The sequence below is a fragment of the Bacillus sp. JK62 genome, assembly GCF_053663455.1.
Genome location: NZ_JBSJQA010000001.1, coordinates 728,681 through 754,305, shown reverse-complemented (window position 1 = coordinate 754,305; position 25,625 = coordinate 728,681). Strand labels below are relative to the sequence as shown.

At 47.7% G+C, this 25,625-nt stretch carries 30 protein-coding genes and 1 other RNA gene; 6 read left to right on the top strand and 25 right to left on the bottom strand.

Features of this window, described 5'->3' with window-relative positions:
* Positions 1-9 precede the first annotated feature (9 nt).
* The 4 genes from ACWJJ4_RS03745 to ACWJJ4_RS03730 are packed head-to-tail and all read right to left on the bottom strand — an operon-like array spanning position 10 to position 2,941.
* Entirely contained in the window at positions 10-732 is a 723-nt protein-coding gene (locus ACWJJ4_RS03745; RefSeq protein WP_007409997.1) for an amino acid ABC transporter permease, read from the bottom strand.
* Positions 733-754: 22 nt separating this feature from the next.
* Positions 755-1,567 carry an amino acid ABC transporter substrate-binding protein gene (locus tag ACWJJ4_RS03740; RefSeq protein WP_102422507.1) on the bottom strand — a complete coding sequence of 271 codons (813 nt, stop codon included), beginning with the start codon at positions 1,565-1,567 and terminating at the stop codon, positions 755-757.
* Positions 1,568-1,592: 25 nt separating this feature from the next.
* Positions 1,593-2,405: an amino acid ABC transporter substrate-binding protein gene (locus tag ACWJJ4_RS03735; protein ID WP_454021449.1), complete on the bottom strand. Its 813-nt coding sequence runs from the start codon at positions 2,403-2,405 to the stop codon at positions 1,593-1,595.
* Positions 2,402-2,941: a GNAT family N-acetyltransferase gene (locus tag ACWJJ4_RS03730; protein ID WP_102422506.1), complete on the bottom strand. Its 540-nt coding sequence runs from the start codon at positions 2,939-2,941 to the stop codon at positions 2,402-2,404. Before ACWJJ4_RS03730 ends, ACWJJ4_RS03735 begins: the two co-directional genes overlap by 4 nt.
* A gap of 152 nt (positions 2,942-3,093) precedes the next feature.
* Between ACWJJ4_RS03730 and ACWJJ4_RS03725 the strand changes: the two genes are divergently transcribed.
* Complete coding sequence (locus tag ACWJJ4_RS03725; protein ID WP_454021448.1) at positions 3,094-3,984, top strand: LysR family transcriptional regulator; 891 nt, start codon at positions 3,094-3,096, stop codon at positions 3,982-3,984.
* 41 nt (positions 3,985-4,025) lie between these two features.
* On the opposite strand, the gene ACWJJ4_RS03720 is transcribed toward ACWJJ4_RS03725, so the two are convergent.
* Both ACWJJ4_RS03720 and ACWJJ4_RS03715 read right to left on the bottom strand, forming a co-directional pair.
* Positions 4,026-4,820 carry an SDR family NAD(P)-dependent oxidoreductase gene (locus tag ACWJJ4_RS03720; RefSeq protein WP_003151697.1) on the bottom strand — a complete coding sequence of 265 codons (795 nt, stop codon included), beginning with the start codon at positions 4,818-4,820 and terminating at the stop codon, positions 4,026-4,028.
* Positions 4,821-4,934: 114 nt separating this feature from the next.
* Entirely contained in the window at positions 4,935-5,240 is a 306-nt protein-coding gene (locus ACWJJ4_RS03715) for a barstar family protein (RefSeq protein ID WP_025853841.1), read from the bottom strand.
* Positions 5,241-5,417: 177 nt separating this feature from the next.
* Between ACWJJ4_RS03715 and ACWJJ4_RS03710 the strand changes: the two genes are divergently transcribed.
* Positions 5,418-6,071, top strand: coding sequence for a hypothetical protein (locus ACWJJ4_RS03710; RefSeq protein WP_101562435.1), 654 nt, complete (start codon positions 5,418-5,420; stop codon positions 6,069-6,071).
* 943 nt (positions 6,072-7,014) lie between these two features.
* Here the strand turns inward: ACWJJ4_RS03710 and ssrA are convergent.
* From ssrA to ACWJJ4_RS03680, 6 genes are all read right to left on the bottom strand, one after another.
* Positions 7,015-7,377: a transfer-messenger RNA gene (ssrA, locus tag ACWJJ4_RS03705) on the bottom strand.
* A 168-nt stretch (positions 7,378-7,545) separates the two neighbouring features.
* Positions 7,546-8,016 carry an SsrA-binding protein gene (gene smpB / locus ACWJJ4_RS03700; protein WP_003151688.1) on the bottom strand — a complete coding sequence of 157 codons (471 nt, stop codon included), beginning with the start codon at positions 8,014-8,016 and terminating at the stop codon, positions 7,546-7,548.
* Between the two features lie 139 nt (positions 8,017-8,155).
* On the bottom strand, positions 8,156-10,489 hold the full coding sequence (gene rnr / locus ACWJJ4_RS03695) for a ribonuclease R (RefSeq protein ID WP_043867430.1): 2,334 nt from the start codon (positions 10,487-10,489) through the stop codon (positions 8,156-8,158).
* Positions 10,490-10,507: 18 nt separating this feature from the next.
* Positions 10,508-11,248, bottom strand: coding sequence for an alpha/beta hydrolase (locus tag ACWJJ4_RS03690; protein WP_014305833.1), 741 nt, complete (start codon positions 11,246-11,248; stop codon positions 10,508-10,510).
* A 118-nt stretch (positions 11,249-11,366) separates the two neighbouring features.
* Positions 11,367-11,597, bottom strand: coding sequence for a preprotein translocase subunit SecG (secG, locus tag ACWJJ4_RS03685; protein ID WP_003151681.1), 231 nt, complete (start codon positions 11,595-11,597; stop codon positions 11,367-11,369).
* Positions 11,598-11,720: 123 nt separating this feature from the next.
* Positions 11,721-11,906, bottom strand: coding sequence for a helix-turn-helix domain-containing protein (locus ACWJJ4_RS03680; protein ID WP_087920807.1), 186 nt, complete (start codon positions 11,904-11,906; stop codon positions 11,721-11,723).
* A 196-nt stretch (positions 11,907-12,102) separates the two neighbouring features.
* Here ACWJJ4_RS03680 and ACWJJ4_RS03675 point away from each other — a divergent pair, with 196 nt between their 5' ends.
* The 3 genes from ACWJJ4_RS03675 to ACWJJ4_RS03665 all read left to right on the top strand — a co-directional run bounded on the left by ACWJJ4_RS03675 (position 12,103) and on the right by ACWJJ4_RS03665 (position 13,368).
* On the top strand, positions 12,103-12,513 hold the full coding sequence (locus tag ACWJJ4_RS03675; protein ID WP_003151677.1) for a helix-turn-helix domain-containing protein: 411 nt from the start codon (positions 12,103-12,105) through the stop codon (positions 12,511-12,513).
* A 24-nt stretch (positions 12,514-12,537) separates the two neighbouring features.
* Positions 12,538-12,969, top strand: a complete 432-nt coding sequence (locus tag ACWJJ4_RS03670; protein ID WP_003151674.1) for a helix-turn-helix domain-containing protein — start codon at positions 12,538-12,540, stop codon at positions 12,967-12,969.
* 81 nt (positions 12,970-13,050) lie between these two features.
* Positions 13,051-13,368 (top strand): winged helix-turn-helix transcriptional regulator, encoded by a 318-nt coding sequence (locus ACWJJ4_RS03665; protein WP_003151672.1) that lies wholly within the window; start codon positions 13,051-13,053, stop codon positions 13,366-13,368.
* A gap of 84 nt (positions 13,369-13,452) precedes the next feature.
* Here ACWJJ4_RS03665 and ACWJJ4_RS03660 read toward each other — a convergent pair whose 3' ends face one another.
* The 9 genes from ACWJJ4_RS03660 to ACWJJ4_RS03620 all read right to left on the bottom strand — a co-directional run bounded on the left by ACWJJ4_RS03660 (position 13,453) and on the right by ACWJJ4_RS03620 (position 21,299).
* A complete protein-coding gene (locus ACWJJ4_RS03660; RefSeq protein ID WP_454021447.1) occupies positions 13,453-14,856 on the bottom strand; it encodes a sensor histidine kinase in 1,404 nt (467 codons plus the stop codon).
* Positions 14,847-15,509 (bottom strand): response regulator transcription factor, encoded by a 663-nt coding sequence (locus ACWJJ4_RS03655; RefSeq protein WP_102422552.1) that lies wholly within the window; start codon positions 15,507-15,509, stop codon positions 14,847-14,849. Before ACWJJ4_RS03655 ends, ACWJJ4_RS03660 begins: the two co-directional genes overlap by 10 nt.
* A 21-nt stretch (positions 15,510-15,530) precedes the next feature.
* A complete protein-coding gene (locus tag ACWJJ4_RS03650; RefSeq protein ID WP_060387165.1) occupies positions 15,531-16,304 on the bottom strand; it encodes a lantibiotic immunity ABC transporter MutG family permease subunit in 774 nt (257 codons plus the stop codon).
* Positions 16,301-17,035 carry a lantibiotic immunity ABC transporter MutE/EpiE family permease subunit gene (locus ACWJJ4_RS03645; RefSeq protein ID WP_454021446.1) on the bottom strand — a complete coding sequence of 245 codons (735 nt, stop codon included), beginning with the start codon at positions 17,033-17,035 and terminating at the stop codon, positions 16,301-16,303. Before ACWJJ4_RS03645 ends, ACWJJ4_RS03650 begins: the two co-directional genes overlap by 4 nt.
* Entirely contained in the window at positions 17,032-17,745 is a 714-nt protein-coding gene (locus tag ACWJJ4_RS03640) for a lantibiotic protection ABC transporter ATP-binding protein (RefSeq protein WP_160249205.1), read from the bottom strand. The genes ACWJJ4_RS03645 and ACWJJ4_RS03640 overlap by 4 nt, the downstream gene beginning before the upstream one ends.
* A gap of 110 nt (positions 17,746-17,855) precedes the next feature.
* Positions 17,856-18,533 carry an ABC transporter permease gene (locus ACWJJ4_RS03635; protein ID WP_154303066.1) on the bottom strand — a complete coding sequence of 226 codons (678 nt, stop codon included), beginning with the start codon at positions 18,531-18,533 and terminating at the stop codon, positions 17,856-17,858.
* Positions 18,534-18,551: 18 nt separating this feature from the next.
* Positions 18,552-19,469, bottom strand: a complete 918-nt coding sequence (locus tag ACWJJ4_RS03630) for an osmoprotectant ABC transporter substrate-binding protein (RefSeq protein WP_454021445.1) — start codon at positions 19,467-19,469, stop codon at positions 18,552-18,554.
* 14 nt (positions 19,470-19,483) lie between these two features.
* The gene (locus ACWJJ4_RS03625; RefSeq protein ID WP_014305838.1) at positions 19,484-20,137 is read right to left on the bottom strand and encodes an ABC transporter permease; all 654 of its coding nucleotides are present in this window, start codon (positions 20,135-20,137) and stop codon (positions 19,484-19,486) included.
* Between the two features lie 16 nt (positions 20,138-20,153).
* Positions 20,154-21,299, bottom strand: a complete 1,146-nt coding sequence (locus ACWJJ4_RS03620) for a betaine/proline/choline family ABC transporter ATP-binding protein (protein ID WP_454021444.1) — start codon at positions 21,297-21,299, stop codon at positions 20,154-20,156.
* A gap of 285 nt (positions 21,300-21,584) precedes the next feature.
* On the opposite strand from ACWJJ4_RS03620, the gene ACWJJ4_RS03615 reads away from it, so the two are divergent.
* Positions 21,585-22,118, top strand: coding sequence for a GbsR/MarR family transcriptional regulator (locus ACWJJ4_RS03615; RefSeq protein ID WP_003151660.1), 534 nt, complete (start codon positions 21,585-21,587; stop codon positions 22,116-22,118).
* Between the two features lie 34 nt (positions 22,119-22,152).
* Here the strand turns inward: ACWJJ4_RS03615 and opuCD are convergent, their stop codons facing one another.
* Genes opuCD through opuCA form a run of 4 tightly spaced genes read right to left on the bottom strand, consistent with a single transcriptional unit; the run spans position 22,153 to position 25,589 of the window.
* Positions 22,153-22,827, bottom strand: a complete 675-nt coding sequence (opuCD, locus tag ACWJJ4_RS03610; RefSeq protein WP_017418896.1) for a glycine betaine/carnitine/choline/choline sulfate ABC transporter permease OpuCD — start codon at positions 22,825-22,827, stop codon at positions 22,153-22,155.
* A gap of 17 nt (positions 22,828-22,844) precedes the next feature.
* On the bottom strand, positions 22,845-23,738 hold the full coding sequence (opuCC, locus tag ACWJJ4_RS03605; protein WP_102422576.1) for an osmoprotectant ABC transporter substrate-binding lipoprotein OpuCC: 894 nt from the start codon (positions 23,736-23,738) through the stop codon (positions 22,845-22,847).
* A gap of 37 nt (positions 23,739-23,775) precedes the next feature.
* Positions 23,776-24,429 carry an ABC transporter permease gene (locus ACWJJ4_RS03600; RefSeq protein WP_003151654.1) on the bottom strand — a complete coding sequence of 218 codons (654 nt, stop codon included), beginning with the start codon at positions 24,427-24,429 and terminating at the stop codon, positions 23,776-23,778.
* A gap of 20 nt (positions 24,430-24,449) precedes the next feature.
* Complete coding sequence (gene opuCA, locus ACWJJ4_RS03595; RefSeq protein WP_003151651.1) at positions 24,450-25,589, bottom strand: osmoprotectant ABC transporter ATP-binding protein OpuCA; 1,140 nt, start codon at positions 25,587-25,589, stop codon at positions 24,450-24,452.
* Positions 25,590-25,625 lie beyond the last annotated feature (36 nt).

Below are 25,625 nucleotides of genomic sequence, written 5' to 3'. Positions count from 1 at the left end.
CCCTCCTTTTCAGCCGTGCGCACTCATGTCAAAAACCGTCACAAGGCGCGTCTCATCTTTCTTGATTCGTTTTTCGGCCCATCTGAAGACACATTCAAATAAAAGGGCGGCCGCGTAATACAGAACAGACAGCGAGATATACACTTCAAGAGAATGATTGCTCGATGTAATCAAGGTCTGTCCTCTGCCCGACATATCCATCACCCCGATCGAAAAAGCGAGTGATGTATCTTTTAAGAAACCGATCACCATATTCCCGATGTTGGGAAAGGCCTGCACAAGCGCCTGCGGCAGAATGATGCGCCGGAATGTCTGCCCCCCGTTCAGCCCGATGCTGAACGCCGCCTCCGCCTGCCCGCGGTCGACGCTGTTCACACCTCCCCTGATGATTTCGGCCGCTCTTGCCGCGCTGCTCAGCGCGTACGTGGCGATGGCCGCATACAAAGGGTCCATTTTAGAGGTATCAATTCCGGCGAGCGCCGTGAGCGCCGGAATGCCGTAAAATACAATGAACAGCTGCACCATGATGGGCGTTCCTCTGAAAAATGAGATATACAGCTTCGCAAACTGATTCAAAACGGGAATGCGATAGATGCGGGGCAGCGCCAAAAGCAGCCCCAATAGAAAGCCGAACAGCAAAGACACCGCCAATATATACAGCGTGACGGGCAAATACCCGAGCAATGTCGGCACAAAGGACGCGATCATACTGATATCAAACGCTTTTTCCATTGCCGATCCCTCTCTTTTTCACTTAATATTGCTCCTTTGAATAATCCGCGCCGAGCCACTTTTCACTCAGCTTTTTAAGCGTGCCGTCATCAATGATTTCCTTGAGCGCTTTATCAATGTCATCGCTCAGCGTTTGTTCATTTTTGTTAAACATAAAGAACACTTTGGCATTTGACAGCACTCCGCCGACCGTTTTTTCTTTGATTGCGCTTGTTTTGTTTTGAAAATCGACAGCAAACGGCGTGGAAATCGTTGCATCGGCGCGGCCGGATTTCAGCTGGTTGGCCGCATCGTTTGAACCTTGGCCGGCATAGGCGATTTCAAACGGACTGCCGTGTTTTTCATTCCATTTTTTCAGCACAAGCGCGCCGTTTGACGTCGGACTTGTAATGACCCGCTTTCCTTTCAAGTCATCAATGCCGTGAATGTCCCCGTTATCTTGGAGCACCGTGATTTTCAGCGGGAAGTTGTTATACGCGACTTGATTGAACAGAAATTTTTTCTCCCGTTCGGCGCTTTTCTCCATTTGATGAGCCACGATATCGACTTTATGCTGGCCGAGGCTGACAAGCAGGTTGGAGAAATCCATCGTTTTAAAGGTGAATCGATAGTCCGGCAGGCGCCTGTCAAGCTCTTTCACCAGCTCAACGTCATAGCCCGTCAATTTGCCTTTATCATCAATAAAGCAAATATTCGGAAATTGAGTTCCCGTCCCGACCGTAATGTTCTTCACGTATTTCTGATTGCCTGATGCCGCCTCCCCGCCCGCGCCGCAGGCTGATAACGCCGCCATTGCCGCAATTGTTAATGACATGACCGCCAGTCTTATTTTCATGTGATCGCCCCGTTTTCTGCTTCAATTATTTCGTGAAACTTGATTTTGAATAATCCGCGCCGAGCCATTTTTCACTCAGCCTTTTCAATGTGCCGTCCTTCTCAAGCTTTTGAATCGCCCGATCCGTATCGTCCGCCAGGGTTTGGCTGTTTTTATTGAACATAAAATACACCTCGGTATCGAGCAGCACATCACCGACCGTCTTTTGTTTGAACGCGTGCGTCTTATTTTGAAAATCGACGGCAAACGGCGTGGATACGGTGGCGTCAGCGCGTCCTGTCTCCATTTGGTTCGCTGTATCATTGCCGCCCTGCCCGGCGTATTTCAAGTGTATCGGGCTGCCGTGGGTTTTGTTGTATGCCGTCATATAATCCGCCGCATTTGACGTCGCGCCGACGATGACGGTTTTCCCTTTTAAATCCCGGAGCGTGTGTATCGCGTCATTATCCGCCTTCACCGTAATGTACATCGGCGAGTAGTTATACGGGATTTTGTGATACAAAAAGCGTTTCTCCCGTTCCTTGTTTTTCGCCATATTGTGCGCGATCACGTCAATTTTCCGGTTTCCGAGACTTGTAAGCAGATTCGAAAAATCCATCGTCTTAAAGACAAATTTGTATTGCGGCAGCTGTTCATCAATGGCTTTCATCACTTCAATGTCATAGCCGGTCAGCTCGCCTTTTTCATCCATAAAAGCAATGTTCGGAAAATCAGTTCCCGTGCCGACGATAACGGTCTGCACGCCGCTCCCCGCTTTCGTGCTTTCTCCTTGCCCGCACCCGGCCAGCACGCCGAGCAGCAGAAGCAGACAGCCGGCTCTGATCCATTTTTTTATCATTGCGCCCAGCTCGGTGTGCCTAACAGCGACGCGTCAAACCGCTCCGGTATGAGCACCTTTCTCATCATGACTCCGATGTCTCCGTCTTTCTCCTGCTCAAAATACACTTCATATCCCCTCCGTCTGTACATATCTACAAGCCAGGGATGCTTGCGCGCCGAAGTGCCGAGCGTGATGGCCGGGGCCTTCAGCGTATCCCGCAGCACATGTTCCTCCACATAAGTCAAAAGTTTGCTGCCGATGCCCTGCCCCTTCAGCTCAGGAAGCGTCGCAAACCACCAGACAAACGGATATTTTGACGGAGGCGTGTCACTCTCCCACGGAAAACGGATCGTAATTGTTGAAAGAATCCGTCCGTCCCGTTCGAGCACGACGGCTGAATGATTTTCAATATTTTCCGTTACCATATCGATGTCGGCCCGCGCCGACGGCCAGTCAATCTCCAAATTGCGGATCGGCTGAAACGCGCTGTACAGCAGCTCTAAAAACTCCGGCGCATCCTTTTTCTCAGCCAATCGAAATATGTCTTCACTCATTCCGGTCACTCTCCCCGCAAAATATATATAATTCCAATTTGTTTACTAAGCTTTGATTGTTTATACTATAAAGCAAACTGATTTGTTTGACTAATCAAAAAAAGTAAAGGAAAGGTTCAAGAAAATTAATGAACAGCCGGGAGGGGATTTCGTTGGAATTACGCACCATTAAAACGTTTCATACCATCGTACAGTCAGGCAGCTTTTATAAGGCCGCCGAAATTCTGAACTACTCACAGCCGACGATTTCAATGCGGATTAAACAGCTGGAACAGGATGTAGGCGCGCAGCTGTTTGACCGGGGAAAGAAGCTGAAGCTGACAAGGGCGGGGCGGCTATTTCATGAGCGGGCCGGGCAGCTTCTCGCGCAATACGAGGTGCTTGACCATACTCTGGCCGATATCAGACAGGGCCAGGCCGGCCTTATTCAGATCGGCATATCCGAACCGACGGCAAGCCTGATCTTCCCTGCCGTGCTGCGGGGTTTCTTAAATGATTATCCGGACATGTCGGTCAATGTCAGCGTGGATGATGCCAATACATGCAGCCGCAAACTGCTGGAGGGCGCCATTGATTTTGCGGTATGCGGCGAGCCGGAGCTGATTCTGGAAAATTATTTCGATCCGTTTTTCCACGACTCGCTCAATGTCATCGTGTCAGACAGACATCCCCTTGCCGCCAAAGCAAGCGTTAATCTCGAAGATTTAGAAAATGAATGCCTGATTTTTACGCCCGCCAATTGCCCGATCCGGATTCAAATTGAACAGCACCTGCAGCGGGCCATCGGCAGCCGCTATCGAAAAATGGAGCTGACCAGCAGCATGGCTCACCAATACTATGTCAGGGAAAATATCGGCGTCTCAATCTTTACGGCGACGGCGCATTCAGAGCCGATCGAGGGCACGAAGGTCATTCCGATCCATAACTTAACAATTTCACCGCCGGTCGGGCTGTTGACAAACCAAAAAGAAGAGCATTTTGACTGTGCCACAAAAGATTTAATCAGCAGGATCATCAGCCGGTTTCAGCGTGATCCGCATTAAAAAAACCCCCGCCACTTTGCGGGGGTTTTTGTATATTCATCTTATATAATGCTCCGCACTAAGCCGCCGTCGATCCGCAAAGCAGATCCGTTAATGGCTGACGACAGCGGGCTGCTTAAAAAGGCGACAAAATGAGCGATCTCTTCCGGACGGATCAATCGCTGAATGATCGACGTCGGACGATTTTCCTTCATAAATCGTCTCTCCGCTTCAGCCACTGTCAGGTTTTCACCGGGATAAAGCGACTCCAGCATCGTTTCGACGCCCTCTGTTTTCGTGGAGCCCGGCATGACCGTATTCACCGTCACATTCGTCCCTTCCGTGAGCTCGGCCAGACTGCGTGACAGCGACAGCTGCGTCGTTTTCGTAGCGCTGTAATGAGCCATTTCCTGAGAAGGCATGACGGCCGCTTCACTCGCGATAAAGATCACCCGTCCTTCCTTCCGCTCAATCATCCGCTTTGCATACCGGCGTGTCAGCCGCACGCCGCTCATGATATTCACCTCGAAAAACCGGAGCCACTCTTCGTCAGGAATATCAAAGTATTCCGCAGGTTCAAAGATTCCTAAATTGTTGACGAGAATATCCACATCCGGATACTGCTGAAAAATCGCGCCGCATCCTTCCGCCGTGCCTAAATCAAATGCGGCCGGATAGAGACGGGCATCCGGCGTCTGTTTCTCTAGTTCCCGGATCGTTTCGTTCACCTTTTCTTCACGGCGGCCGTTAATGATCACGGCCGCACCTTCTGCAATCAGCGAAGCCGCAATCGCCTTCCCGATGCCTGACGTAGATCCCGTCACAAGCGCCGTCTTCCCTTTTAACTGCAAGTCCATCATCCATTCCTCCCTATCGTAAGTCTCTTCTTATATATGGACAGAAATCGAAAGCCTGAAACCTTCCGTCCCTATTATCGGATAGAAAAATGGATGAGGGGAAGTACGCACTTTTTAGTGCCTGTCCGTTGTCCCGGCTGACGGCTGATCGATTTGAATGACAAACCGATTCTCTAACTCTTCCTGAGCCTCTTGAAACAGCTCCAAGACATCATCAGCATCCGAACCCAATGCCATTTGACTGGCCTCAAAATTCTTCCACACCAAAGTCAGCGGAAGTTCGATCCAGCCTGTCAGACAATCCCATAAGGCATTCAGATTTTCACCATAATAGTCCGGGAAATCTAATTGATCTTTTAAGATTCGGTGTAATGCTTCTGTGCTTGTAACATCTTTTCCGTCTATGATGACGACTATCATTCACATGGACTCCTTTTTTCTTCGAATTATATTTAGCAGGATACACCTTGATCCATTACCTTCGACCCGTTATTATAACTCACCTCACACTTGTTAAGGAGAAATTAATATTCTAGTTATTTACTGTATTATTTATTATTGGTAGAATTTAATTGAATCTTATGAGGAGGGTTATAGATGAAAAAATCTTTTGTTTTTCTATTATCGCTAGTGCTTTTATTTAGCATTTTTCCTATTAGCACTTTAGCCACCGTGAAAACGTCAGAAGATGACACGATAACTGTACCTGGAAAAGATGTAAAAAACACTGCAGTATTAGTTGATGCTATCAATGAATTAGATGAAAAATTGGATATGAAAAATCTATCATCTAATTCTCCAGAAGATATAAGTCAACTGAGTTTAGCAGCAAAAACGCTGTATGATACTATTGTAAATTATGAAAATCAAACATCTGCTTCTTTGACAGGCACTGACGCGTTGATCATATTCAAAGAGTATATTGACGAGTTAAATAGAAGTGAAGTTATTAAACCTGTTGAACACATTGTAACAACAATGGGAGTTATAAACTATAAAGAATATAAAATTAGCAACTCACAAATAAAACAATTGAGTGCTGCTGTTGGAATTAATAGTGGATTTTGGGGTACAGCTACAGCTATAGCTAAAATTTTTGCTAAAAGCCCAACTGCACTTACATTAATGTTAGGTGCGGTACCGCTTTTAGGTATGGGTACTATAAATGCCTGCAATTCTAAAGGAAAAGGCATTATTATTACAAAAATGGGTTCAGGAGCAACGAATACATATAGTTGCAGGTCTCAATAAAAAAGTGTGAGCTTTCGCTCACACTTTTTTATTTTTTATTTTTCTGATACATTTTGATATAAATTCACTAACAAAAAAAACTATTAAGCCTGATATTAATAACAAAAGTGAATTTATCTTTAAACCCTTGTTAAAAAAATCAAGGATACTATTTATCAATAAAAAACCTGACCAATAGATGAATAAAGAATAGAAAGCTATATTAGTGCTCTTTTCATCCGTATTTCTACTAGTTTTAAAAAACAATGATCTGCCCTCCCTATTCTTGAATCTTTTCAATCCTTACTATAAAATTTTTCAATGCTCATCAAAAATACTTATTGGTGGTTAAGTGCTTAATCTTTCGTTTAGGTTGGTACATTGAGCCTTCTTCATTTTACTCATGTCGTCACCTCCCATAAAACAATGATAACATGAATTAATTCTAGTTTATATTGTATGTAATTCCCGAAATAGCTAATACTCTTCACTAACTTCAAGTATAAACCGAAAAATTTAAACAATTTCATTTAAAATCTAAACAGAAGTCCATGTACGAGACTGAAGAAAATACTCCGCAATTCGATCCCTATCTTTCATTTCATTCTGAAAACAATTAAAACAAAGAGCATAGTAATTCTGTTGGCTTTATCTCTATTCTTTACTGTATTTCCTGGACAGCTTTTTTGCCAAAATTATACAAACGGATAATACAAAATAATAGGATAAAGCAAAAGCAGCACATCTTTTAGATTATCCTTTTTAAGTATTGAATGAGTAGTAAGAGAAATTAAAATGAACAGGCAGGAATTTAGATAGGAGGAGGTATGGCATTAACACGAAAGCCATCTTCCTTTCAGCACAAAGGGAGAAAACGAAGAATTTTAAAAAGTGTTACCAAAATGTTACCGCAGTGCCATCGAAAGCTTTGAAAGCCTTGATAACACTGCGGTTCCTCTGTTATGTATGGAGACGGTGGGAGTCGAACCCACGTCCAGAAACATCGATTACTTAAGCGTCTACGAGCGTAGCCTGCATATTTCGTGTTTCACTCGTCTTCATGCCTGCGGGCGGGCCTTCCGAGAGCTAGTCTGTCAGTCTCTTCTTACGTTCTCAGACGGGAACGCAAGCGTAGCCTACTTGGATGTGCTCTTCACGGACACATAGGCAATGTCAGGAAGAGCTCGCTGCGTTTATTAGGCAGCTAGTGCTAAGTTTTGGTTAAAACTTTTAGTTTTGCCAGTTATATTTAGGTGCGTGTTAACGAGATCGCCTCTCGGCTCGCAGCTCAAGCTCGATCCATCCCTGTCGAATCCGTAACGTCCCCTTGTTAAGGGTATACGGGAGATCTATCAAGCTCTTGCTCAACTGGCTGTACTGTTATTATACCATGATCACAGGCAAATTCAATTGGGAATATCTTCAATAAACAGCCTGTGAATCTGATGTGTGAACAGTATAGCACAGGGTATATCATCACATCAAGGCTCAGGCATCAGAAGCCTTTTTGTCTGTCTCTGAACGCTCTTTCGATTTCTCTTTTGGCGTCTTTTCGTTTTAAATCTTCGCGTTTATCGTATGTTTTCTTCCCTTTTCCGAGGCCGATTAATACTTTGGCGAAGCCGTTTTTCAAGTACAGCTTCAGCGGCACGAGGGAATAGCCTTTCTCTTTCGTCAGGCCGATCAGCTTATTGATTTCTTTCCGGTGCATCAAAAGCTTTCTCGTCCGGAGCGGGTCGTGGTTATAGCGGTTTCCCTGCTCGTACGGGCTGATGTGCATGTTGTGGAGGAACACTTCGCCGCGCTCGATTTTCGCAAAGGAATCCTTCATGTTTACGCGGCCGGCGCGGATGGACTTAATCTCCGTTCCCTGCAGCACGATGCCTGTTTCATAGGTTTCTTCTATAAAGTAGTCATGATTTGCTTTTTTGTTTTGCGATAATACTTTGCCTGATCCTTTTGGCATGCCTTATCCTCCTCTCTCCGCAAAAACCGTTCATGTGTGCGATACGCTTTATTTTAGCAAATGGATCGTTCCGCGACAATGAAAATGCGGCTTGCGAAAGAAAGCAAACAGAGCATTATGCCCCATTTGCTTTTCGCATTTACTTCTTCTTTTTGCGTTTTTGTTTCGGCGCGTTTTGGAAACCGCGTTTTTTCTTTTTCTTCTTCGGTTTTGTAAACCATTCCCCTTTTTCCTCCGATTTCGGCGGTGAAGCCGGGGTATTGCTGTTTAACACGCGTTTCCGCGCCGGTCTGCCTCGTTTTCTGCGGTCGCCTGTTGTTTCTCTCGGACGGCGGGTGCCTTTCATGCCGACAATTTCAAAGTCGATGTTTCTCTCATCTTTATTGACGTCGACGACTTTGACCGTGATTTCGTCTCCGATGCGGTAAACGTTGCCCGTGCGTTCACCGATCATGGCGAAATGCTGCTCGTCAAAACGGTAATAATCATCCGTCATAAAGCTGACGTGCACAAGCCCTTCAATCGTATTCGGCAGCTCGACGAACATTCCGAAATTCGTGACGGAACTGATCATGCCGTCAAATTCCTCGCCGATTTTATCAAGCATATATTCCGCTTTTTTCAGGTCGTCCGTTTCCCGCTCGGCGTCAACGGCGCGCCGTTCCATCGTTGACGTATGATCAGCGATTTCCGGAAGGCGTTCGGCCCACTTTTCCTGAGTTGCTTCGTCCGATTGTCCGTTGATCAAATACGTTCTGATCAGCCTGTGAACGATTAAGTCAGGATAACGGCGGATCGGCGATGTGAAGTGCGTATAAAATTCAGTCGCCAGCCCGAAATGGCCCAGGCTTTGCGGGTCGTATTTCGCCTGCTTCATGGAACGGAGCATAACCGTTGAAATCACCGTTTCTTCCGGACGGTCCCGCACTTCGTCAAGAATGCTTTGCAGCGCGCGCGGATGAATGTCTCCGGCTTTCCCTTTGACGATATAACCGAATGTCGTCACGAACTCCAGAAACTTTTGCAGTTTTTCGGCGTTCGGCTCTTCGTGAATCCGGTAAATAAACGGCACGTTCATCCAATGGAAGTGTTCGGCCACCGTTTCGTTTGCCACAAGCATGAATTCTTCGATCAGCTTTTCCGCTACTGAGCGCTCTCTGATGACGACGTCTTTTACGGCGCCTTCCTCATCGACGAGCACCTTCGCCTCTTTGAAATCAAAATCCACGGCGCCGCGGTCCATCCGTTTCGCCCGGAGAATTTCCGCCAGACGTTCCATGTCTTTAAACATCGGGACGAGCGGCTCATATCTTTCTTTCAGCTCGGCGTCGTCTTCTGTAAGGATCCGGTTGACATCTGAATAGGTCATTCTTTCCGTCGTTTTAATGACGCTTTGGAAGATCTCGTGCTCCGTCACCTGTCCCTGCTGGTTGATTGTCATTTCACAGGAAAGCGTCAGCCGGTCGACCTTCGGATTTAAAGAACAGATTCCGTTAGACAGTCTGTGCGGGATCATCGGAATGACCCGGTCAACCAAGTACACGCTTGTCCCTCTTTCCAGCGCTTCTTTATCAATCGGGGAATTCTCCGTGACGTAATGGCTGACATCGGCAATATGAACGCCGAGCTTGTAGCTGCCGTTATCAAGCTTTGTCACGGTGACGGCGTCATCCAGATCCTTCGCATCGGCGCCGTCAATGGTGACAATGACCTGATCGCGGAGATCACGGCGGTCTTTGATGTCTTTTTCATCGATGGTATCGGGCGTGCTTGTTGCCTGCTCCATCGCTTCAGCCGGAAAATCTCCCGGCAGGCCGTGCTTATGGATGATGGATAAAATATCGATGCCCGGATCATTTTTATGGCCGAGTATTTCAACGATTTCCCCTTCGGCGTTCATTCTGCCTTCAGGATAGCTTGTCAGTTTGACGACGACTTTATGGCCTTCCGCAGCGCCGTTATTGGCATGTTTCGGAATAAAAATATCACTCGTGATTTTCTTATCATCCGGGATGACAAAGCCGAAGCTTTTCGTTTCTGTGTATGTGCCCACGACGCGGTCGATGCTTCTTTCCAGGATGCGGATGACCGTGCCTTCCTGTCTCGATCCGCTTGACTGGGAATTGAGCCGCACCATGACGATATCGCCGTTCATGGCCGTATTCAGCTCGTTCGGCGGAATAAACACGTCGCTTAAAGAGGTATCCTCCGGCAGCAGAAACGCGAAGCCCTTCGCATGCGCGGAAATTTTTCCTTTTACTAAATTCATTTTTTCCGGAAGCCCGTAGCGGTTGCTTCTGGTGCGGACGATCTGTCCCGTCTCCTCGAGCGCCACCAGCGCTTTTACCAGCTCTTTAAATTCATCGGCTTCCGTGATGTTCAGCATCTCCTCGAGTTCCTGAATGGTAAGGGGCTTGTACGCCTCTTCCTTCATAAACGCGAGAAGACGGTCCATAAACGCTTCTTTTTCCATTATTCGACCTCCTGTTTGTTACCAATCGAGTTTCTCTAAAAATTCGTACACATCCTGATGAACGAGGTCCCGTTCTTTATCGAGTGTAATGACATGGCCTGATTCTTCATACCATTTCAGCTGTTTGTCGTCCGTTTCCACCTCGTTGAAAATGATGTTCGCACTTTCTGTATTAATCATATGGTCATGCCGTGCCTGAACCACAAATGTCGGGGAATAGATCATGTCGACGTTTTTGCGCACATCGGCAATCAGCTCCTGGAGCGATTTGAGCGTATTCATCGGCGTTTTTTCAAACTCCTTCATTTCCTTTTCAATCTGCTCCGGCTGTTTTCCTTCGAATTTTTTATAATTGCGCGCGTAGGAGAGAACTCCTTCGTACATAACCTCTTCACTTTTAATGTGCATCGGCGCACACATAGGAACAATTCCCTTTATGGGTACAGTGTAACCCAATTTCAATGAAAAAACCCCGCCAAGCGACAGTCCGCACGCCGCAATGTTTTCATAGCCTTCAGACCGTAAATACTCATAACCGTCCATGACGTCTTTCCACCAATCTTCAGGTCCCGTATGTACCAGCTCTTCCGGCGGAACGCCGTGCCCTTTATATTGAGGCGCGTGACAAGTGTAGCCGCGCTCATTCAAGTAGCGGCCGAGCATTCTGACGTCTGCCGTATTTCCCGTAAATCCGTGCAGCAGAAGCACCGCTTTGTCTCCGCCTTTAAATGTAAATGGTTTTGGTGTCACAATTTTCATGCTCATAACCCCTTTTTTGCACATTCAATTTAGTTTTCCACAGTTTTGCGAGAAACAAACGCCGTCTCTCAACAAGAAAAAGGCCTGATATTAAATCAGACCTTATCCAAACATTGCCTTATACGATATACGCTAGCGAAATCGTCAACACGAAAAACAAGACTGCCAGCACAACGGTTGTGCGGTGAAGAATCAGATCAAGGCCCCTTGCTTTCTGTTTTCCGAAAAGCTGCTCCGCCCCGCCTGAAATTGCACCCGATAAACCGGCGCTTTTGCTGGTTTGAAGCAATACGACAATAATAAGTGCAATACTGACGATAACCAATAAGGTAATCAATAATGTGTGCATCCCATACACCTCCAGACTGACTGGCCTACATTGCTTCTATTTTACATGAAAAACAAAGGCATGTCACGCCGTATCGGTGCACATCATGTCAGAAAAGCGGAAATGCGTTTGAATCTTCCATCATCATTGACTTTTGTCAACAAAGTCGTAGTAAAAAAGATCTTCAAATTTCATGTCAAAGTAATAGAGCATTTTTCCGATGACCAGCTGGCCCGGCCTCCGCTCTCCATTCAGTACACGGCTCAGTGTGGCGGGAGATATTCCGATCTCCAGGGCGAGCTGGTTTAACGAGTAGTCATTATTGACCATATACTGCAGCACATAATCTCTTCTGATCTGTATCTTTTCGACCACTTTCTTCACCTTCCGTTCTGTCAAATACTTTCTTTCTTATACATAAAGATACGGCTTTTGTTAACTTTTGTCAATACTTTTCCAGCCTGGCTATTCCCTTTAGTCAATAAACATACTAGAATATAAATAGACCGCGGGAGGGGGAGAGACTGTGGAAAGCTTCGGGAAACAATTGCGGACATTACGGGAAAAAAGGCATCTGACAGTGAATCAGCTGGCAACGTATTCAGGCGTCAGCGCCGCGGGAATCTCGCGGATTGAAAACGGCAAACGCGGGGTGCCGAAACCTGCGACCATTAAAAAGCTCGCAGATGCGTTAAAAATCCCGTATGAGGAACTGATGCAGACGGCGGGATACATAGAGACCGTCCAGGAAACGAGAGCCCCGTACGACACGGGCTGCACCTTGCTGGAAAAAGCCGAAACGTATGAGCTGCATGATTTATCCCTTTTGGAGCGGGAGAACTGGCGGCACCTGTCGAAAGAAGACTTGGTTCTGCTTGATAAATACTTTGCGTTCTTATCGGCGGAAGCCAAAAAAAGAACAAATGAAGACTCATGACTTTGCACATGTGAGGCGATCTTATTGAACACATTCGGAAAGCAATTAAGAGAGCTGCGCCGCGCCCGGAAGCTTACCGTCAATCAGCTTGCCGTCTATTCCGGCGTCAGCTCGGCGACCATTTCCAGAATTGAAAACGGGCACCGCGGCATTCCTAAACCCGCGACCATCAGAAAATTGGCGGACACATTAAAAATCCCGTACGAGGAGTTAATGGCGCGGGCCGGACACATCAAGGCATTTCAGGAGGAAATCCGTGAAACCTCCGAAAGCTATCAATCCATCTGCGCCATCTATCAGACCGCCGTTGACAGAGGCGCGGAGCATCTGCCGCTGTTTGACAGCAAAAAGTGGCAGCACTTCACAAAAGAAGATATTGAAAGCGTCAGCAAATACTTTGATTTTATTGCGGCTGAAGCGAAAAAACGCTCCCCGGATTCCTCATCCTCTTTTTGATCCTCTCCTCAACTTAACAAGCGCCAGACGTACGTTCCCTCCGATTTTGCGGTATAATAGCAGAAGACGAGGTGAAAAAGCATGAACCAATCAGAAATGTGCCCCAGATTCGAAAAAGCGGTCGACATCCTAAGTAAACGCTGGGTGGCTCTAATCGTCTTTCAGTTATTGAACGGACAGCAGCGATTTAGCGAAATTGAAGCGGCGCTTCCGAATTTAAGCGGAAGAGTCTTGTCAGAACGTCTGAAAGAACTTGAAACAGAAGGTGTCATCAAACGGGATGTTATCCCCGAAACGCCTGTCCGCATTGAGTATTCTTTAACGGAAAAAGGCTGCGCATTAGCCCCTATTTTAGAGGAAATTTCCAAGTGGTCTTCAACATGGATTGATCCTTCCTGATAAACTCTTTTCCGCATAAGCGGCTGATCTCTCAAACGGACAGCCGTTTTTATTTTTGCTTTTCTTAAACAGAAAAACAAGCCCTCAGGCGTGCAGGGCTTGTTTTTGTCTGACGCCTTCCAGCGGAATTCGAATCTCCGCCCGGGCTCCTCCAGACTCCTGATTTTCAAGTATTAATTCGCCGTGATGAAGATGTACGACGTGATGGGCGAATGTAAGCCCCATGCCGTGATGCCCCGCCGAATGTCTGCTTTTATCCTCCGTGTAAAAAAGCTGTGTCGCTCTTTTCAGCGCTTCCGGCGAGAACCCGCTTCCGCTGTCGGATACGGCAAGATGGAGGGCGGAATCGGTGCACAGGACGTCCACACGGATTTCCCCTCCTTCCGGCGTATAGTCGACGGCATTTGCCGCGATATTCATGACCGCCCTGTGGAGCAGCTCATGATCGATCGGCGCTTCTATTCGGTCAATTCCCCGTTCGCTAAGGACGAGATCAATCTGCTTCGGCCCCGCAAGCGCCGCCGCGTCACGATATATGTTTTGAATCCACTCTTTGAGGTCGGTATATTCAACATGAACGGCAACTGCCTCCTCCGCTTTGGAAAGCTGGATCAGCTGTCCGACATAATGCTCTATTTTGTTTCCGGCATCCAGGATATACTGCGCATATTCCGCCTGCTCCTCATCAGGTTCTGTTAACTGAAGCAGCTCGGCATTTCCTTTAATGATCGTTGCCGGAATTTTAATATCATGTGCAAGCGCGCCGATCTGTTCTTTCTTTATCCGCTCCGCCTCCCACTGCGCCGCCAGAGATGCCTGAAGCGCGTCTTTCATTTTCAGCAGAGAGTCAATGACATCGTCAAATTCTTTTATACGCGACCTTTTTGGATTGATATTTAAATTCTGTTTTTGAATGCTTGCCGTAATGGAGCTGAGTGTGCTGAAATGCCGTCTCAGCTGATTGGCGAAACGCGTCGTCACGATAAAAACAGTCAAAAGAAGCAAAGTGATCAGAATCGTAAGACCCGTCCATTCATAATTCGGCAGATAGCGCCTTAACAGCGGCGACTGAAATTCCGACCTGAGTGAATATTGGAGAACGCCGTATTCATCTTTCCGATTTATCACCATGAATCCTTTTTGAGCATAATTAAAATACGGCTGATGCTGAATCTTTTTTCTGGCGTTGGCCGCATCTTGTTCCGTCATCGTTCCTTTTGTCATCCGCTTTGTTTTTTTATCAAAAACGGCGTATGTCATACCGTCGGGAATCATGTCTTCTGTTATCGTTTCCGCTGATTTCAGGCCGGGTTTGATCTGTTCCGCCTCATGTTCGCTGTAGTTTGCGGGCAGGATCGCTCCGGCATTCATGGCAATGGCATTTAAGGCGATACATAATGCCGCCACGCCCATCGTGCTCAGACACAGCGTGATGGTAAATTTGACAAGCTCTTTGCGGATGCTGGATTTTCCTTTTGCTATTCCCATTTGTATCCGACACCCCACACCGTTTTGATCGGATCAGCCCCGTGTTCTTTACATTTTTTCCGGATGGTTCTGATAAACTCCGTAATGGTTGAATAGAGCGCATCGCCGTCCAAGCCGTACACTTCCTCGTAAATCTGCTCCCGTGAGAATGTTCTGTTTTTATGCTGTGCCAGAAATTCAACGATTTTATATTCGTTTTTCGTAAGAGGCAGTTTCCGGTCATCCATCCATACTTCTTTACTGTCAAAATCAAACATGAAGCCTGATATCAGCCGTTTCGTCTGATGCTTTTCCCGCCGTTCCCTTCTGACATGCGCGTTTACCCTTGCCATCAATTCCTGTACGCCGAACGGCTTTGTGATGTAATCATCAGCGCCTGTCATGAGGCCTTTCACAATGGATTCTTCGTCAGACTTTGCCGTTAAAAACAGGATCGGGCTGTCCACCAGCGGCCGAATCCGCCGGCAGAGTTCAATCCCGTCCGTTCCGGGCATCATGACATCAAGAAGAATCAAATCATAGCCTTGAAAAAAATCCAATGACTGATCTTCCGCTTTTTCGAGAATCGTTACTGTATGCTGATCACGCTGTAAAATGTTTCTGATCAGAACGAGAATATCTTTTTCATCATCAATTGCTAAAATGTTTGCCACCGGCCGAATCGCTCCTTGCCTTTATTCATATGAACGCCGCCCTTCCCATCTTCTGCACCAATAGAGGCCGGCCAGACATAATATCACTATAGAAAAATATAACATTATTTCTCCGAATCTCATATCGTATCTTACATAAGGGAGGAACTCTTTTTTGACTTTGTCAAAATGCAGCAGTCCTGCAAGGCCTGAAAGCCGCACGCTCCATGCCCACGGGAAAAAACGCCAGATGATATCGCCAAGTCCCGTATTCATGAGCGCCGCCATTAATAATCCCGCACCCCCTAAAAGCCCGGACGGTCCCATGCCGTACTGTATGCCGACAAAAAAAGACATCATATAAAGCGGAATACTGCCGGCAATCAGCCACGCCCCTCCTTTTAAAAAGAGAAGATACGGGAGATCATTGATGTGAAGAACAAATTTCAACCCCGCCAAATAAAGACAGATGGCGAGACCTGCCGATAACACATTCAATAGGAGCAGCAAAAGCAGCTTGCCCGCAAAACTGACGATTTTCGAATGCGGAACCGCCAGCATCATCTGAAAATAACCCGCCTGTTCCTCGACGGAGGCAGACATGCCGCAGACAATACTGATGATTAAAGGGTATAAAACGGCAATCACGTTGAAGAAGACGCTGTACAGCACATAAGGCTCCTGAATCCTTCCATACATCATATATAACAGGAAAAATCCCGCGCATAAAACCGGCGCCGCAACATGCATCCATATGAACGGCGTGCGCTTCATTTTTAATACATCGGCCCACATATATCGTAAAAGCACGGTCATGACCGGTTTCCCCCTTTTGAAAAAGACACTGCGGAAATCAAACTTATTGCGATAAAAGAAAGGATAGAAAGAATAATAGCCGGAAAGATCACGTTTCCGTTTAATAAGCCGCTGTCTGCGGGAAGCGGAATTCCGTTCGGATGGATCCCGAGAATCGGTGACATCACCCGGACTGACCAGCTCCATGGGCTCAGCCACCACAATGAGCCGGACGCCGGCACAATACCCAAAACAAAGGCGGCGATCATATTCACGAGAATGACTGCCGTAAATCCGAACTGCCTGGCAATCCATAAGCACAATGGAATTTCCCAAAGCGTCGTCAGCCATAAAAGGAAGCCTGCTTCAACGCCTTTCAGCTGCAGCGCAGCAATTGCCGGAAATACAAGGCCAAGTAAAAACATGATGATGAAAAAGACGATTTGCGACAGGAGTGAATACAGCGCGATCAAGCTTATTTTTGAGAGCCATATGCTTTTTAAATCTGCCGGCAATGAGTACACCGCGCGGTCATTCGCAGATTTTTTCTCTTTTTTAACAGATAAACCGCACATTAGAGCAATCATGAGCGGCATGAAAATAACCGCCCACCAATTGAACGTGCCCGTCATAAAATAAGCCGTATTCAGCAGAAAAGAAAAAGCCGTGTTCAGAAGCGGGATAAGAATGATCAGCTTTCTGATAAATGTTCTTTTAGATGTAATGTGTTCCGCCTGCATGTACTGAATCATTTCCCATTCCCCGCTTTCTCGCGTGTTGATTTGACAACCTCCAGAAACAGCCGCTCCAGATCGTCTTCCCGGCTGATTTCTCCCTGATATCCTAAAACGCCGTCACTGATGATTCCGATATGGTCTGCGATCTGCTCGACTTCTGATAACAGGTGGCTTGATAAAATAACCGTCATTCCCTGTCCGGGCAGGGAGCGGATAAATTCCCGCAAATCCTGAATCCCCATTGGGTCCAATCCGTTTGTCGGCTCATCAAGAATTAAGAGCGACGGACGGTTTAATAATGCTAACGCGATGCCGAGACGCTGTTTCATTCCCATGGAAAATTGTCCGGCGCGCTTTTTTCCGGTTCCCGTTAATCCCGTGATTTCCAGCACTTCCGCAATTCTTGAATCAGGCAGTCCGAGCATCACGCAGCGGACTTTCAGATTTTCAGCGGCTGTCAGGTTGCTGTAAAGCGGCGGCGCTTCAATCAGGGAACCGATGCTTTTCAAATCTTCGCGCTTCCATGTATGTCCGTCGAACAGAACCTCGCCGGATGTTTGTTGCAGCATGCCGGTCAATATTTTAAGTGTCGTTGATTTTCCCGCTCCGTTCGGACCGAGCAGGCCGTATATACTGTTGCGTTTAACCGATAGAGACACATCAGCCACTGCCTGTTGTCTGCCGAATGATTTTTGCAGCTGTCTCGTTTCTATGATGTTGCTCATATGATTACCCCTCTGCTTTGTTATTTGATATGTAAGACTTTACAGCGCAGTTATCAAAATTTAATCAAGAAATCAAAAAAAGCATCCTTCACGCGGAAGAATGCTTTTTTTCATGAGGCTGAGCGTACGATCAGCTTTCTTTTTTGTTTTTTCACCGGGCTTAGGGCTCGCTCCAGCCACGCCATCAGCAGGTCTGCGGCCACCGCCATCAGCGCGGTCGGGATGGCGCCCGCCAGAATAATGGCGGTTCCGTTTGTCGCGTTCGATCCTCTGACGATCATATCGCCGAGGCCGCCCGCCCCGACGAAGGTGCCGATCGCCGTGATGCCGATGGCAATGACGAGCGCCGTTCGGAGACCCGCCATAATGACGGAAAGCGCAAGCGGCAGCTCCACCATACGAAGGATTTGGTATTTCGTCATGCCCATCGCTTTTCCCGACTCGAAATAAGCGTGCTCGATATTGATAATGCCCGTGTGCGTATTTCTGAGAATCGGCAGCAGTGAATACAAAAACAAAGCCGTGATGACCGTATTGGCGCCGAGTCCCATGACAAGCATCAGGACGGCGAGCATCGCAAGCGCCGGAACGGTTTGAATCACGTTCGCCACAGCAAACACCCAGCCGGCGAGACGCCCGTGCCTGGCTGTCACAATTCCGGCCGGAATGGCGAAAGCGGCGGCGAAAACGACGCCGTACGCCGACATGAGAAAGTGCCGCCAGCACTCATACAGAACATAGCTGCCGTTTTGAGCGTAATACGTAAACAGCTCTTTCATCGTGTCCATCCGCACATCTCCTTTCCGTTATTCAAAGTAATGATGTTTTTCTAAATATTCCTTGGCCACGACGGACGGCTCTTTTAATCGGCCGTCAACTTCGTAATTCATTTTCTGCATCATCTTCGTATCAATCGCGCCGATCATTTGATTGATCACGTCCTCCAGTTCGGGATGCTCTTTTAATACATGATCCGGAACGACGGGTGAACAGTCATACGGAGGAAAGAACCGCTTATCATCCTTCAGCGTTTTCAGTCCGTAAGCGATGATTCTTCCGTCGGTGGAATAAGCGAGCGCGATATCCATCTTTCTGCTTTTCAGCGCGTCGTATACGAGGCCGATCTGCATTGGATACGTGCCTTCAAATGACATTCCGTATGTTTTCATAAAATCCTGATATCCGTTGCCTCTCAGCTTCATCCAATAGTTATCTACGCCGAATTTCAGATGAGACGCTTCTTTTTTGACATCGGATACCGTTTCTAAATGGTACTTTCTGGCAAGTTGTCCGGAAACGGTAAAGACGTATGTATTATCAAAGCCGTAAGAATCAAACCATTTCATGTCATATCTGTTTTGAAATTCACGCTGAACGAGCCGCAGCGCTTTGTCCGGGTCTTTTTCCGGCTCCATGCGAAGCGTCCCGGTCAGCGCGTCTCCTGTATAGCGCGTCGCGGCGATATCAATATCACCGTTGATCAAGGATTGCTGCTGTACGGCATTGGAGCCGAGATTTTTAATAACCGTTGTTTTCAACCCGCTGTGATGTTCGATCATCTGTCCGAGCATGCTTGCGATGATTTCCGATTCGGTCATGCTTTGCGCGCCGATTTTAATGGTGTCCTCCGATGCGGCGCTCAATCCCGGGAGCGAGCATCCCCCAAGGAGCAGCATGCCGAGACAGGTGATTGCGAGCAGCCGTTTTTTGCATCTATTCCCCATGTGAGACCTCCTCCTTATGAAGCGTCCTTTATGCTTTTCAGCCCGTCAGGCGTGACTTTCCGTTCTGTCATCCCCAGCATGTAATCGACGGCGGCCGCCAGCATCGTGACCGGAACGGCGCCTGCGATAATATACTCCGGCTGATAAAGGTTCAAGCCGATAAAAATGTAATCTCCCAGCCCGCCTCCGCCGATAAAGGAGGCGAGCGTCGCCCAGCCGATTAAATAAATCGAAGACGTTCTGATGCCCGCCATGATGACCGGAGCGGCAAGCGGGAGCTCTACAAGCCTGATCTGCTCCCATGCCGTCATGCCGATTCCTTTTCCCGATTCCAGAAGATGCCGATTGACGCCGAGAATCCCCGTATACGTGTTTCTGAGAATCGGCAGCATGGAATAGAAAAACAGCGCCGCAACGGCCGGGACCTTTCCTACGCCTAAAAGCGGAATAAAAAACGCAAGAATGGCAAGGCTCGGCAAGGTTTGAATGATGTTGACGATGCCGATGACGGCGCCGGCTCCTCTTTTCATTCTCGTCAGCAGGACGCCGAGCGGAACGGCGGCGAGAATGCCCGCCATGACGGCGATTAATGAGATGTACAGATGCTCCCATGTTTTATAAAGCATCTCTCCGCCATTTGCCTGTAAAAATTGCACGGTCTGATTCATATCAACTGAAGCCTCCTCATGACATCACCGCGAGCTGATTCTCTTCTCCCCAGATGGAGTCATAGACGATGTCAACGAGGCTTGCCCTTGTCACGATACCCGTTAGCCGGCCGTCCTCATCAAGGACCGGCACAAATTTCATGCCTCTTTTTAAAATCTTATGGACGGCGTCGCGAAGCAGAGTGCCGCTTCTGACCGTGTACAGATCCCGTTCAAGCACTTCCGCGACGGTTACCGCTTGTCTTCGTTTGCGGTCAATCATCTCCACATCGACATAACCTTGGAGAACGTTCTTTTCATCAATGACGAGCAGCGAATCCACCCGCTCGGCGTGCATCAGCTGAATGGCGGCTGACAGCGTTTTCTCAGCTGTTACCGTCACAGGGGCGGAATTCATGATCTGCTCCACCCGTTCAATATCAGGGCTGGATGATTGAATCAGCCGTTCCTTGCCGATAAACTCCTCAACAAATTCATTCGCCGGAAATCTGAGAATCTCATCAGGCGTTCCGGCCTGGACGATTTCTCCCGCTTTCAGAATGACGATTCTGTCCGCAAGCTTGATGGCTTCGTCCATATCATGGGTAACAAATACGATGGTTTTATGTAAGGTTTTTTGCAGTTTTTTAAATTCTTCCTGAAGGGAATCTCTCGTAATCGGGTCAAGCGCCCCGAACGGTTCATCCATTAAGATAAGCGGCGGCTCTGCGGCAAGTGCCCGTAATACACCTATTCGCTGCTGCTGTCCTCCGCTCAGTTCATGAGGGTAACGGTCTAAATATTCAGGCCCCATATCAACGAGCTTTAAAAGCTCCCGCGCCCGTTTCTTCCGTTTTTCGGCAGGATGCTTTAAAAGCTTCGGAACGAGCGTAATGTTCTGCTGAATGGTCATATGCGGAAACAGCCCGATCTGCTGGATGACATAGCCGATGCTTCTTCTGAGTTCCACCGGGTCTTGTTCCATAATGTTTCGGCCCTCTATCAGGATTCTGCCTTCTGTCGGTTCAATTAAGCGGTTGATCATTTTCATCGTCGTCGTTTTGCCGCAGCCGCTCGGTCCGATAAAACAAATAAATTCGCCTTTGGCGATATTCAGGCTGATGCTGTTGACGGCTTTTTTCCCGCCTTTATACGTTTTCGAGACATTTTCTAATGTCAGCAAACACTCACACCTCCGATATTAAATTTGTTCAAATCGTTAAATTCAAATTTAACTTTTCAGATAATTGAACGTTTCCCATTATAAATTAAACTTTGTAAATTAAAAAGTTTACAATTTGTCCATATTATATATAAAGGTTGTGTAAGCACTGATTTACCCGTATTGACCGGCAAAGTTCTTCTTATTGCTCCGAATTACTGCCAAATTCTCTCGGAAGAGCATTTCCGCCGGTTTAAAAATGTGGTATATTGACATCGGAATTGCTGACTGAAAGGATTGAAACTGTTGGAGAAAGATCCGTTACACGTAATCGAACAAGCTGAAGATCATTTGATAGAACGAATCGCTGAAAATATGCATACATTCGGAATGCCGGCGACGGTGGGGCGCATTTTAGGCATTATTTATATGAACCGCAAGCCGATGACCTTAACTGAATTATCAGAAGCGACCGGCATGAGCAAAACGAGAATGAGCCAGGCGGTCCGTGAAATGCTTGACGTCAATCTGGCGGAAAAAGTGTTTGAAAAAGGCGTCCGCAAAGATTTATACGACGTCGAGCAGGATTATTATCAAACCTTTATTACGCTGTTTACGGCCACATGGAGCAAGGTCGTCAGCAAAAATAAAATGATGCATAAAAAGCTGAACCGCGAACTGACGGCCGTCCTTGAAAACGGCGTGCCGGAAGAAGCTGAGGAAAAAATCAACGAACTGCTGAAAGAATTAAAGGATTGGCTTGATTACTACAACTGGATCAGCCGTCTGATCGAGTTTTTTGAAAGCGAAGAAATTTTCAAGCATGTTCCGAAGCCATAAGAAAAAAACGCCCTGACCCGCAAGGCGTTTTTTTTCATGCCGCATTCGGCGCTTTGGTTCGTTTTTTCTTTCTCACCGGACTTAGCGCCCGCTCCAGCCATGCCATCACAAGATCTGCGATAACGGCCATCAGCGCTGTCGGAATGGCGCCGGCCAAAATAATCGCGGTTCCGTTCGTGGCGTTTGAGCCCCTGACAATGATGTCACCGAGCCCGCCCGCGCCGACAAACGTACCGATTGCCGTAATGCCGATCGCGATGACAAGGGCCGTCCGCAGCCCCGCCATGATGACGGAAAGCGCAAGCGGCAGCTCCACCATGCGGAGCACCTGAAATTTGGTCATGCCCATCGCTTTTCCCGATTCAAGATAAGCATGTTCAATGCTGGCGATTCCGGTGTACGTATTCCGGATGATCGGAAGAAGCGAATATAAAAACAGCGACAAAATCACCGTATTGGCGCCGAGCCCCATGACGAGCATCAGCACCGCAAGCATCGCAAGCGCCGGCACGGTCTGAATCACGTTTGTCACCGCGAATATCCAGCCGCTTAATGTTCTGTATCTGGCAATGAAGATGCCGAGCGGAATCCCAACGATCGCCGCAAATAAAACGCCGTATACCGACATGAGAAAATGGCGGTAAAACTCCTGAAGCACATAGACGCCGTTTTGAGAATAATAAGTGCCGAGCTGCTGCAGCACTTCCATTTGCCCCACCTCATTTCTTATTCAAAATAATGATGTTTCTCCAGAAATTCTTTAGCGACGACGGACGGTTCTTTCAGCTTGCCGTCCACCTCGTAATTCAATTCCTGCATCGTTTCCGTATCGATTTTGCCGATCAGTTTATTCACAATGCCCTTCAGTTCAGGATGCTGCTTCAGCACGCTGTCGGGAATGACCGGCGAACAGTCATACGGCGGGAAAAACTGCTTGTCGTCTTTTAAAATTTTCAGATCGTACGCTTTAATCCGTCCGTCCGTTGAATAAGCGAGGACGGCGTCCATTTTCCCGTTTTTCACGGCATCGTATACAAGTCCGATCTGCATCGGATAGGTTGTGCCGAATTCATAGCCGTACGTGTCGGTGAAGCCCTTATAGCCGTCGCCTTTTCTTTTCAGCCACGCATTGTCTACACCGAGCTTAAATTGATCCGCATACTTCTTAATATCGGATACTTTGTCTAAATGGTCTTTTTCCGCAAGCTCTTTCGTGACGGTAAAAGCGTATGTGTTCTCAAATCCGTAAGAATCAAACCATTTGTAATGGAAGCGTTTCTCAAATTCCTTCTGGACGATAGATAATGCTTTTTTCGGGTCTTTTTCCGCTTCCATGCCGAGGGTGCTCGTTAAATCCGTTCCCGAGTAGCGCGTCGCGGCGATATCGATTTCACCGCCGAGCATCGCCTGCTGCTGGACATAGTTCGATCCGAGGTTTTTAATTAATGCCGTATTCAAGTCTGTATTGTGCTCAATCATCTGTGCAATCATATTGGCGATAATTTCTGATTCCGTCATGCTTTGCGCCCCGATTTTAATCGTATCATCGGAAGCCCCGCTCAGGCCGGGAAGGGAACAGCCGCCTAGAAGCAGAGCAGCCGACAGCGCCAGTGCGCACATCCATCTCTTTTGGTTTCTTTTCAAAACAGCCAACTCCTTATGATACTTCCTTCAGTCCTTTCAGCCCTTTCGGCGTCACCTTCCGTTCCGTCGCCGCCAGCAGATAATCAATGATAATGGCTAAAATGGTGACGGGCACGGCGCCGCCGATAATATATTCAGGCTGATAGAGATTCAGGCCGATAAAAATATAGTCTCCGAGCCCGCCGCCCCCGATAAAGGAAGCAAGCGTCGCCCAGCCGATCAGATAAATGGTGGATGTGCGGATGCCCGCCATGATCACCGGAACCGCAAGCGGCAGTTCCACAAGCCTGATCTGCTCCCAGACCGTCATCCCGATGCCTTTTCCCGATTCCAGCAGATTTTTGTTTACGCCTTGAATGCCGGTATACGTGTTTCGGAGAATCGGCAGCACCGAATAGAAAAACAGTGCGACGATCGCGGGCACCTTTCCCACGCCTAACAGCGGGATAAAAAACGCCAGTATCGCGAGACTCGGCAAGGTCTGCACAATGTTGACGGCGCCGATGACGGCGCCTGCGCCCTTTTTCATTCTCGTCAGCGCCACTCCGAGCGGAACGGCGACGACAATGCCTAATATGACGGCGATGATCGAAATGTATAAATGCTCCCACGTTTTATATAACAGTTCTCCGCCGTTCGTCTGCAAAAACTTGATCATTTCATTCATTGTAAGCGTTCCTCCCCTTGTCAGCCTGTCACCAGCTGGTCTTCCTCGCCCCAGATTGAATCGTAAACGATGTCGACAAGGCTCGCTCGCGTGACAATTCCGACTAAATGCCTTTGTTCATCAACGACGGGTACATATTTCATTCCGCGCTTTAAAATTTTGCGTACGGTATCACGCAGCAGTGTCCCCTGCTCGACCGTATACAGATCAGAGCGGAGCACGTCGCCGACGAGGCTCGCTTTTTTCCGGTTCTGATCAATGATCTCGACATCGACATACCCTTGCAGCACATTCAGGTCATCAACGACAAGCAAGGAATCGACACGGTGCTCCCGCATCACCTGGATCGCCTGCGAAAGCGTTTTGTCCGCCGTAACGGTGACAGGCTTTTTGTTCATCATCTGCTCGACGCGCTCAATGTCCGGTCTTGATTGCAATAACCGTTCTTTGCCGATAAATTCTTCGACAAACTCATTAGCCGGATTCCGGAGAATGTCATCAGGAGTGCCGGCCTGAACGATCTCTCCCGCTTTTAAAATGACGATCCGGTCAGCCAGCTTTATTGCTTCATCCATATCGTGGGTTACAAACACAATCGTTTTATTCAATGTTCTTTGCAGTTTTTTGAATTCTTCCTGAAGGGAATCCCGTGTAATCGGGTCAAGCGCGCCGAACGGTTCATCCATAAGAATAAGAGGCGGTTCCGCTGCAAGGGCGCGCAGCACGCCGATTCTCTGCTGCTGTCCCCCGCTCAGCTCGTGAGGATAGCGGTCTAAATATTCCGGGCCCATATCGACGAGCTTCAAAAGCTCCCGCGCCCGTTCCTTCCGCTTTTGTTCCGGCCATTTCAGCAGTTTCGGCACGAGGGAAATGTTCTGCTGAATGGTCATATGAGGGAAAAGTCCGATCTGCTGAATGACGTAGCCGATTTTCCGTCTCAGCTCCACCGGGTCCTGCTCCATAATGTTTTCGCCATCGATAAAAATCTTTCCGGATGACGGCTCAATCAGTCTGTTAATCATTTTCATCGTCGTCGTTTTTCCGCAGCCGCTCGGCCCGATAAAACAAATAAACTCGCCTTTTTCGATATTTAAATCAATGCTGTTGACAGCTTTTTTTCCGCCTTTATAGACTTTCGATACATTTTCTAATCTCAGCAATCCGTGCACCTCCGAAGGGTTCCGTTATTTTTCTGA

Excerpts from the sequence above, each read along its gene's own strand:
- ACWJJ4_RS03745 (WP_007409997.1), bottom strand. The coding sequence starts at position 732 with ATGGAAAAAGCGTTTGATATCAGTATGATCGCGTCCTTTGTGCCGACA.
- ACWJJ4_RS03740 (WP_102422507.1), bottom strand. The coding sequence starts at position 1,567 with ATGAAAATAAGACTGGCGGTCATGTCATTAACAATTGCGGCAATGGCG.
- ACWJJ4_RS03735 (WP_454021449.1), bottom strand. The coding sequence starts at position 2,405 with ATGATAAAAAAATGGATCAGAGCCGGCTGTCTGCTTCTGCTGCTCGGC.
- ACWJJ4_RS03730 (WP_102422506.1), bottom strand. The coding sequence starts at position 2,941 with ATGAGTGAAGACATATTTCGATTGGCTGAGAAAAAGGATGCGCCGGAG.
- ACWJJ4_RS03720 (WP_003151697.1), bottom strand. The coding sequence starts at position 4,820 with ATGGACTTGCAGTTAAAAGGGAAGACGGCGCTTGTGACGGGATCTACG.
- ACWJJ4_RS03715 (WP_025853841.1), bottom strand. The coding sequence starts at position 5,240 with ATGATAGTCGTCATCATAGACGGAAAAGATGTTACAAGCACAGAAGCA.
- ACWJJ4_RS03710 (WP_101562435.1), top strand. The coding sequence starts at position 5,418 with ATGAAAAAATCTTTTGTTTTTCTATTATCGCTAGTGCTTTTATTTAGC.
- smpB (WP_003151688.1), bottom strand. The coding sequence starts at position 8,016 with ATGCCAAAAGGATCAGGCAAAGTATTATCGCAAAACAAAAAAGCAAAT.
- rnr (WP_043867430.1), bottom strand. The coding sequence starts at position 10,489 with ATGGAAAAAGAAGCGTTTATGGACCGTCTTCTCGCGTTTATGAAGGAA.
- ACWJJ4_RS03690 (WP_014305833.1), bottom strand. The coding sequence starts at position 11,248 with ATGAAAATTGTGACACCAAAACCATTTACATTTAAAGGCGGAGACAAA.
- secG (WP_003151681.1), bottom strand. The coding sequence starts at position 11,597 with ATGCACACATTATTGATTACCTTATTGGTTATCGTCAGTATTGCACTT.
- ACWJJ4_RS03680 (WP_087920807.1), bottom strand. The coding sequence starts at position 11,906 with ATGGTCAATAATGACTACTCGTTAAACCAGCTCGCCCTGGAGATCGGA.
- ACWJJ4_RS03665 (WP_003151672.1), top strand. The coding sequence starts at position 13,051 with ATGAACCAATCAGAAATGTGCCCCAGATTCGAAAAAGCGGTCGACATC.
- ACWJJ4_RS03660 (WP_454021447.1), bottom strand. The coding sequence starts at position 14,856 with ATGGGAATAGCAAAAGGAAAATCCAGCATCCGCAAAGAGCTTGTCAAA.
- ACWJJ4_RS03650 (WP_060387165.1), bottom strand. The coding sequence starts at position 16,304 with ATGACCGTGCTTTTACGATATATGTGGGCCGATGTATTAAAAATGAAG.
- ACWJJ4_RS03645 (WP_454021446.1), bottom strand. The coding sequence starts at position 17,035 with ATGATTCAGTACATGCAGGCGGAACACATTACATCTAAAAGAACATTT.
- ACWJJ4_RS03640 (WP_160249205.1), bottom strand. The coding sequence starts at position 17,745 with ATGAGCAACATCATAGAAACGAGACAGCTGCAAAAATCATTCGGCAGA.
- ACWJJ4_RS03635 (WP_154303066.1), bottom strand. The coding sequence starts at position 18,533 with ATGGACACGATGAAAGAGCTGTTTACGTATTACGCTCAAAACGGCAGC.
- ACWJJ4_RS03630 (WP_454021445.1), bottom strand. The coding sequence starts at position 19,469 with ATGGGGAATAGATGCAAAAAACGGCTGCTCGCAATCACCTGTCTCGGC.
- ACWJJ4_RS03625 (WP_014305838.1), bottom strand. The coding sequence starts at position 20,137 with ATGAATCAGACCGTGCAATTTTTACAGGCAAATGGCGGAGAGATGCTT.
- opuCD (WP_017418896.1), bottom strand. The coding sequence starts at position 22,827 with ATGGAAGTGCTGCAGCAGCTCGGCACTTATTATTCTCAAAACGGCGTC.
- opuCC (WP_102422576.1), bottom strand. The coding sequence starts at position 23,738 with ATGTGCGCACTGGCGCTGTCGGCTGCTCTGCTTCTAGGCGGCTGTTCC.
- ACWJJ4_RS03600 (WP_003151654.1), bottom strand. The coding sequence starts at position 24,429 with ATGAATGAAATGATCAAGTTTTTGCAGACGAACGGCGGAGAACTGTTA.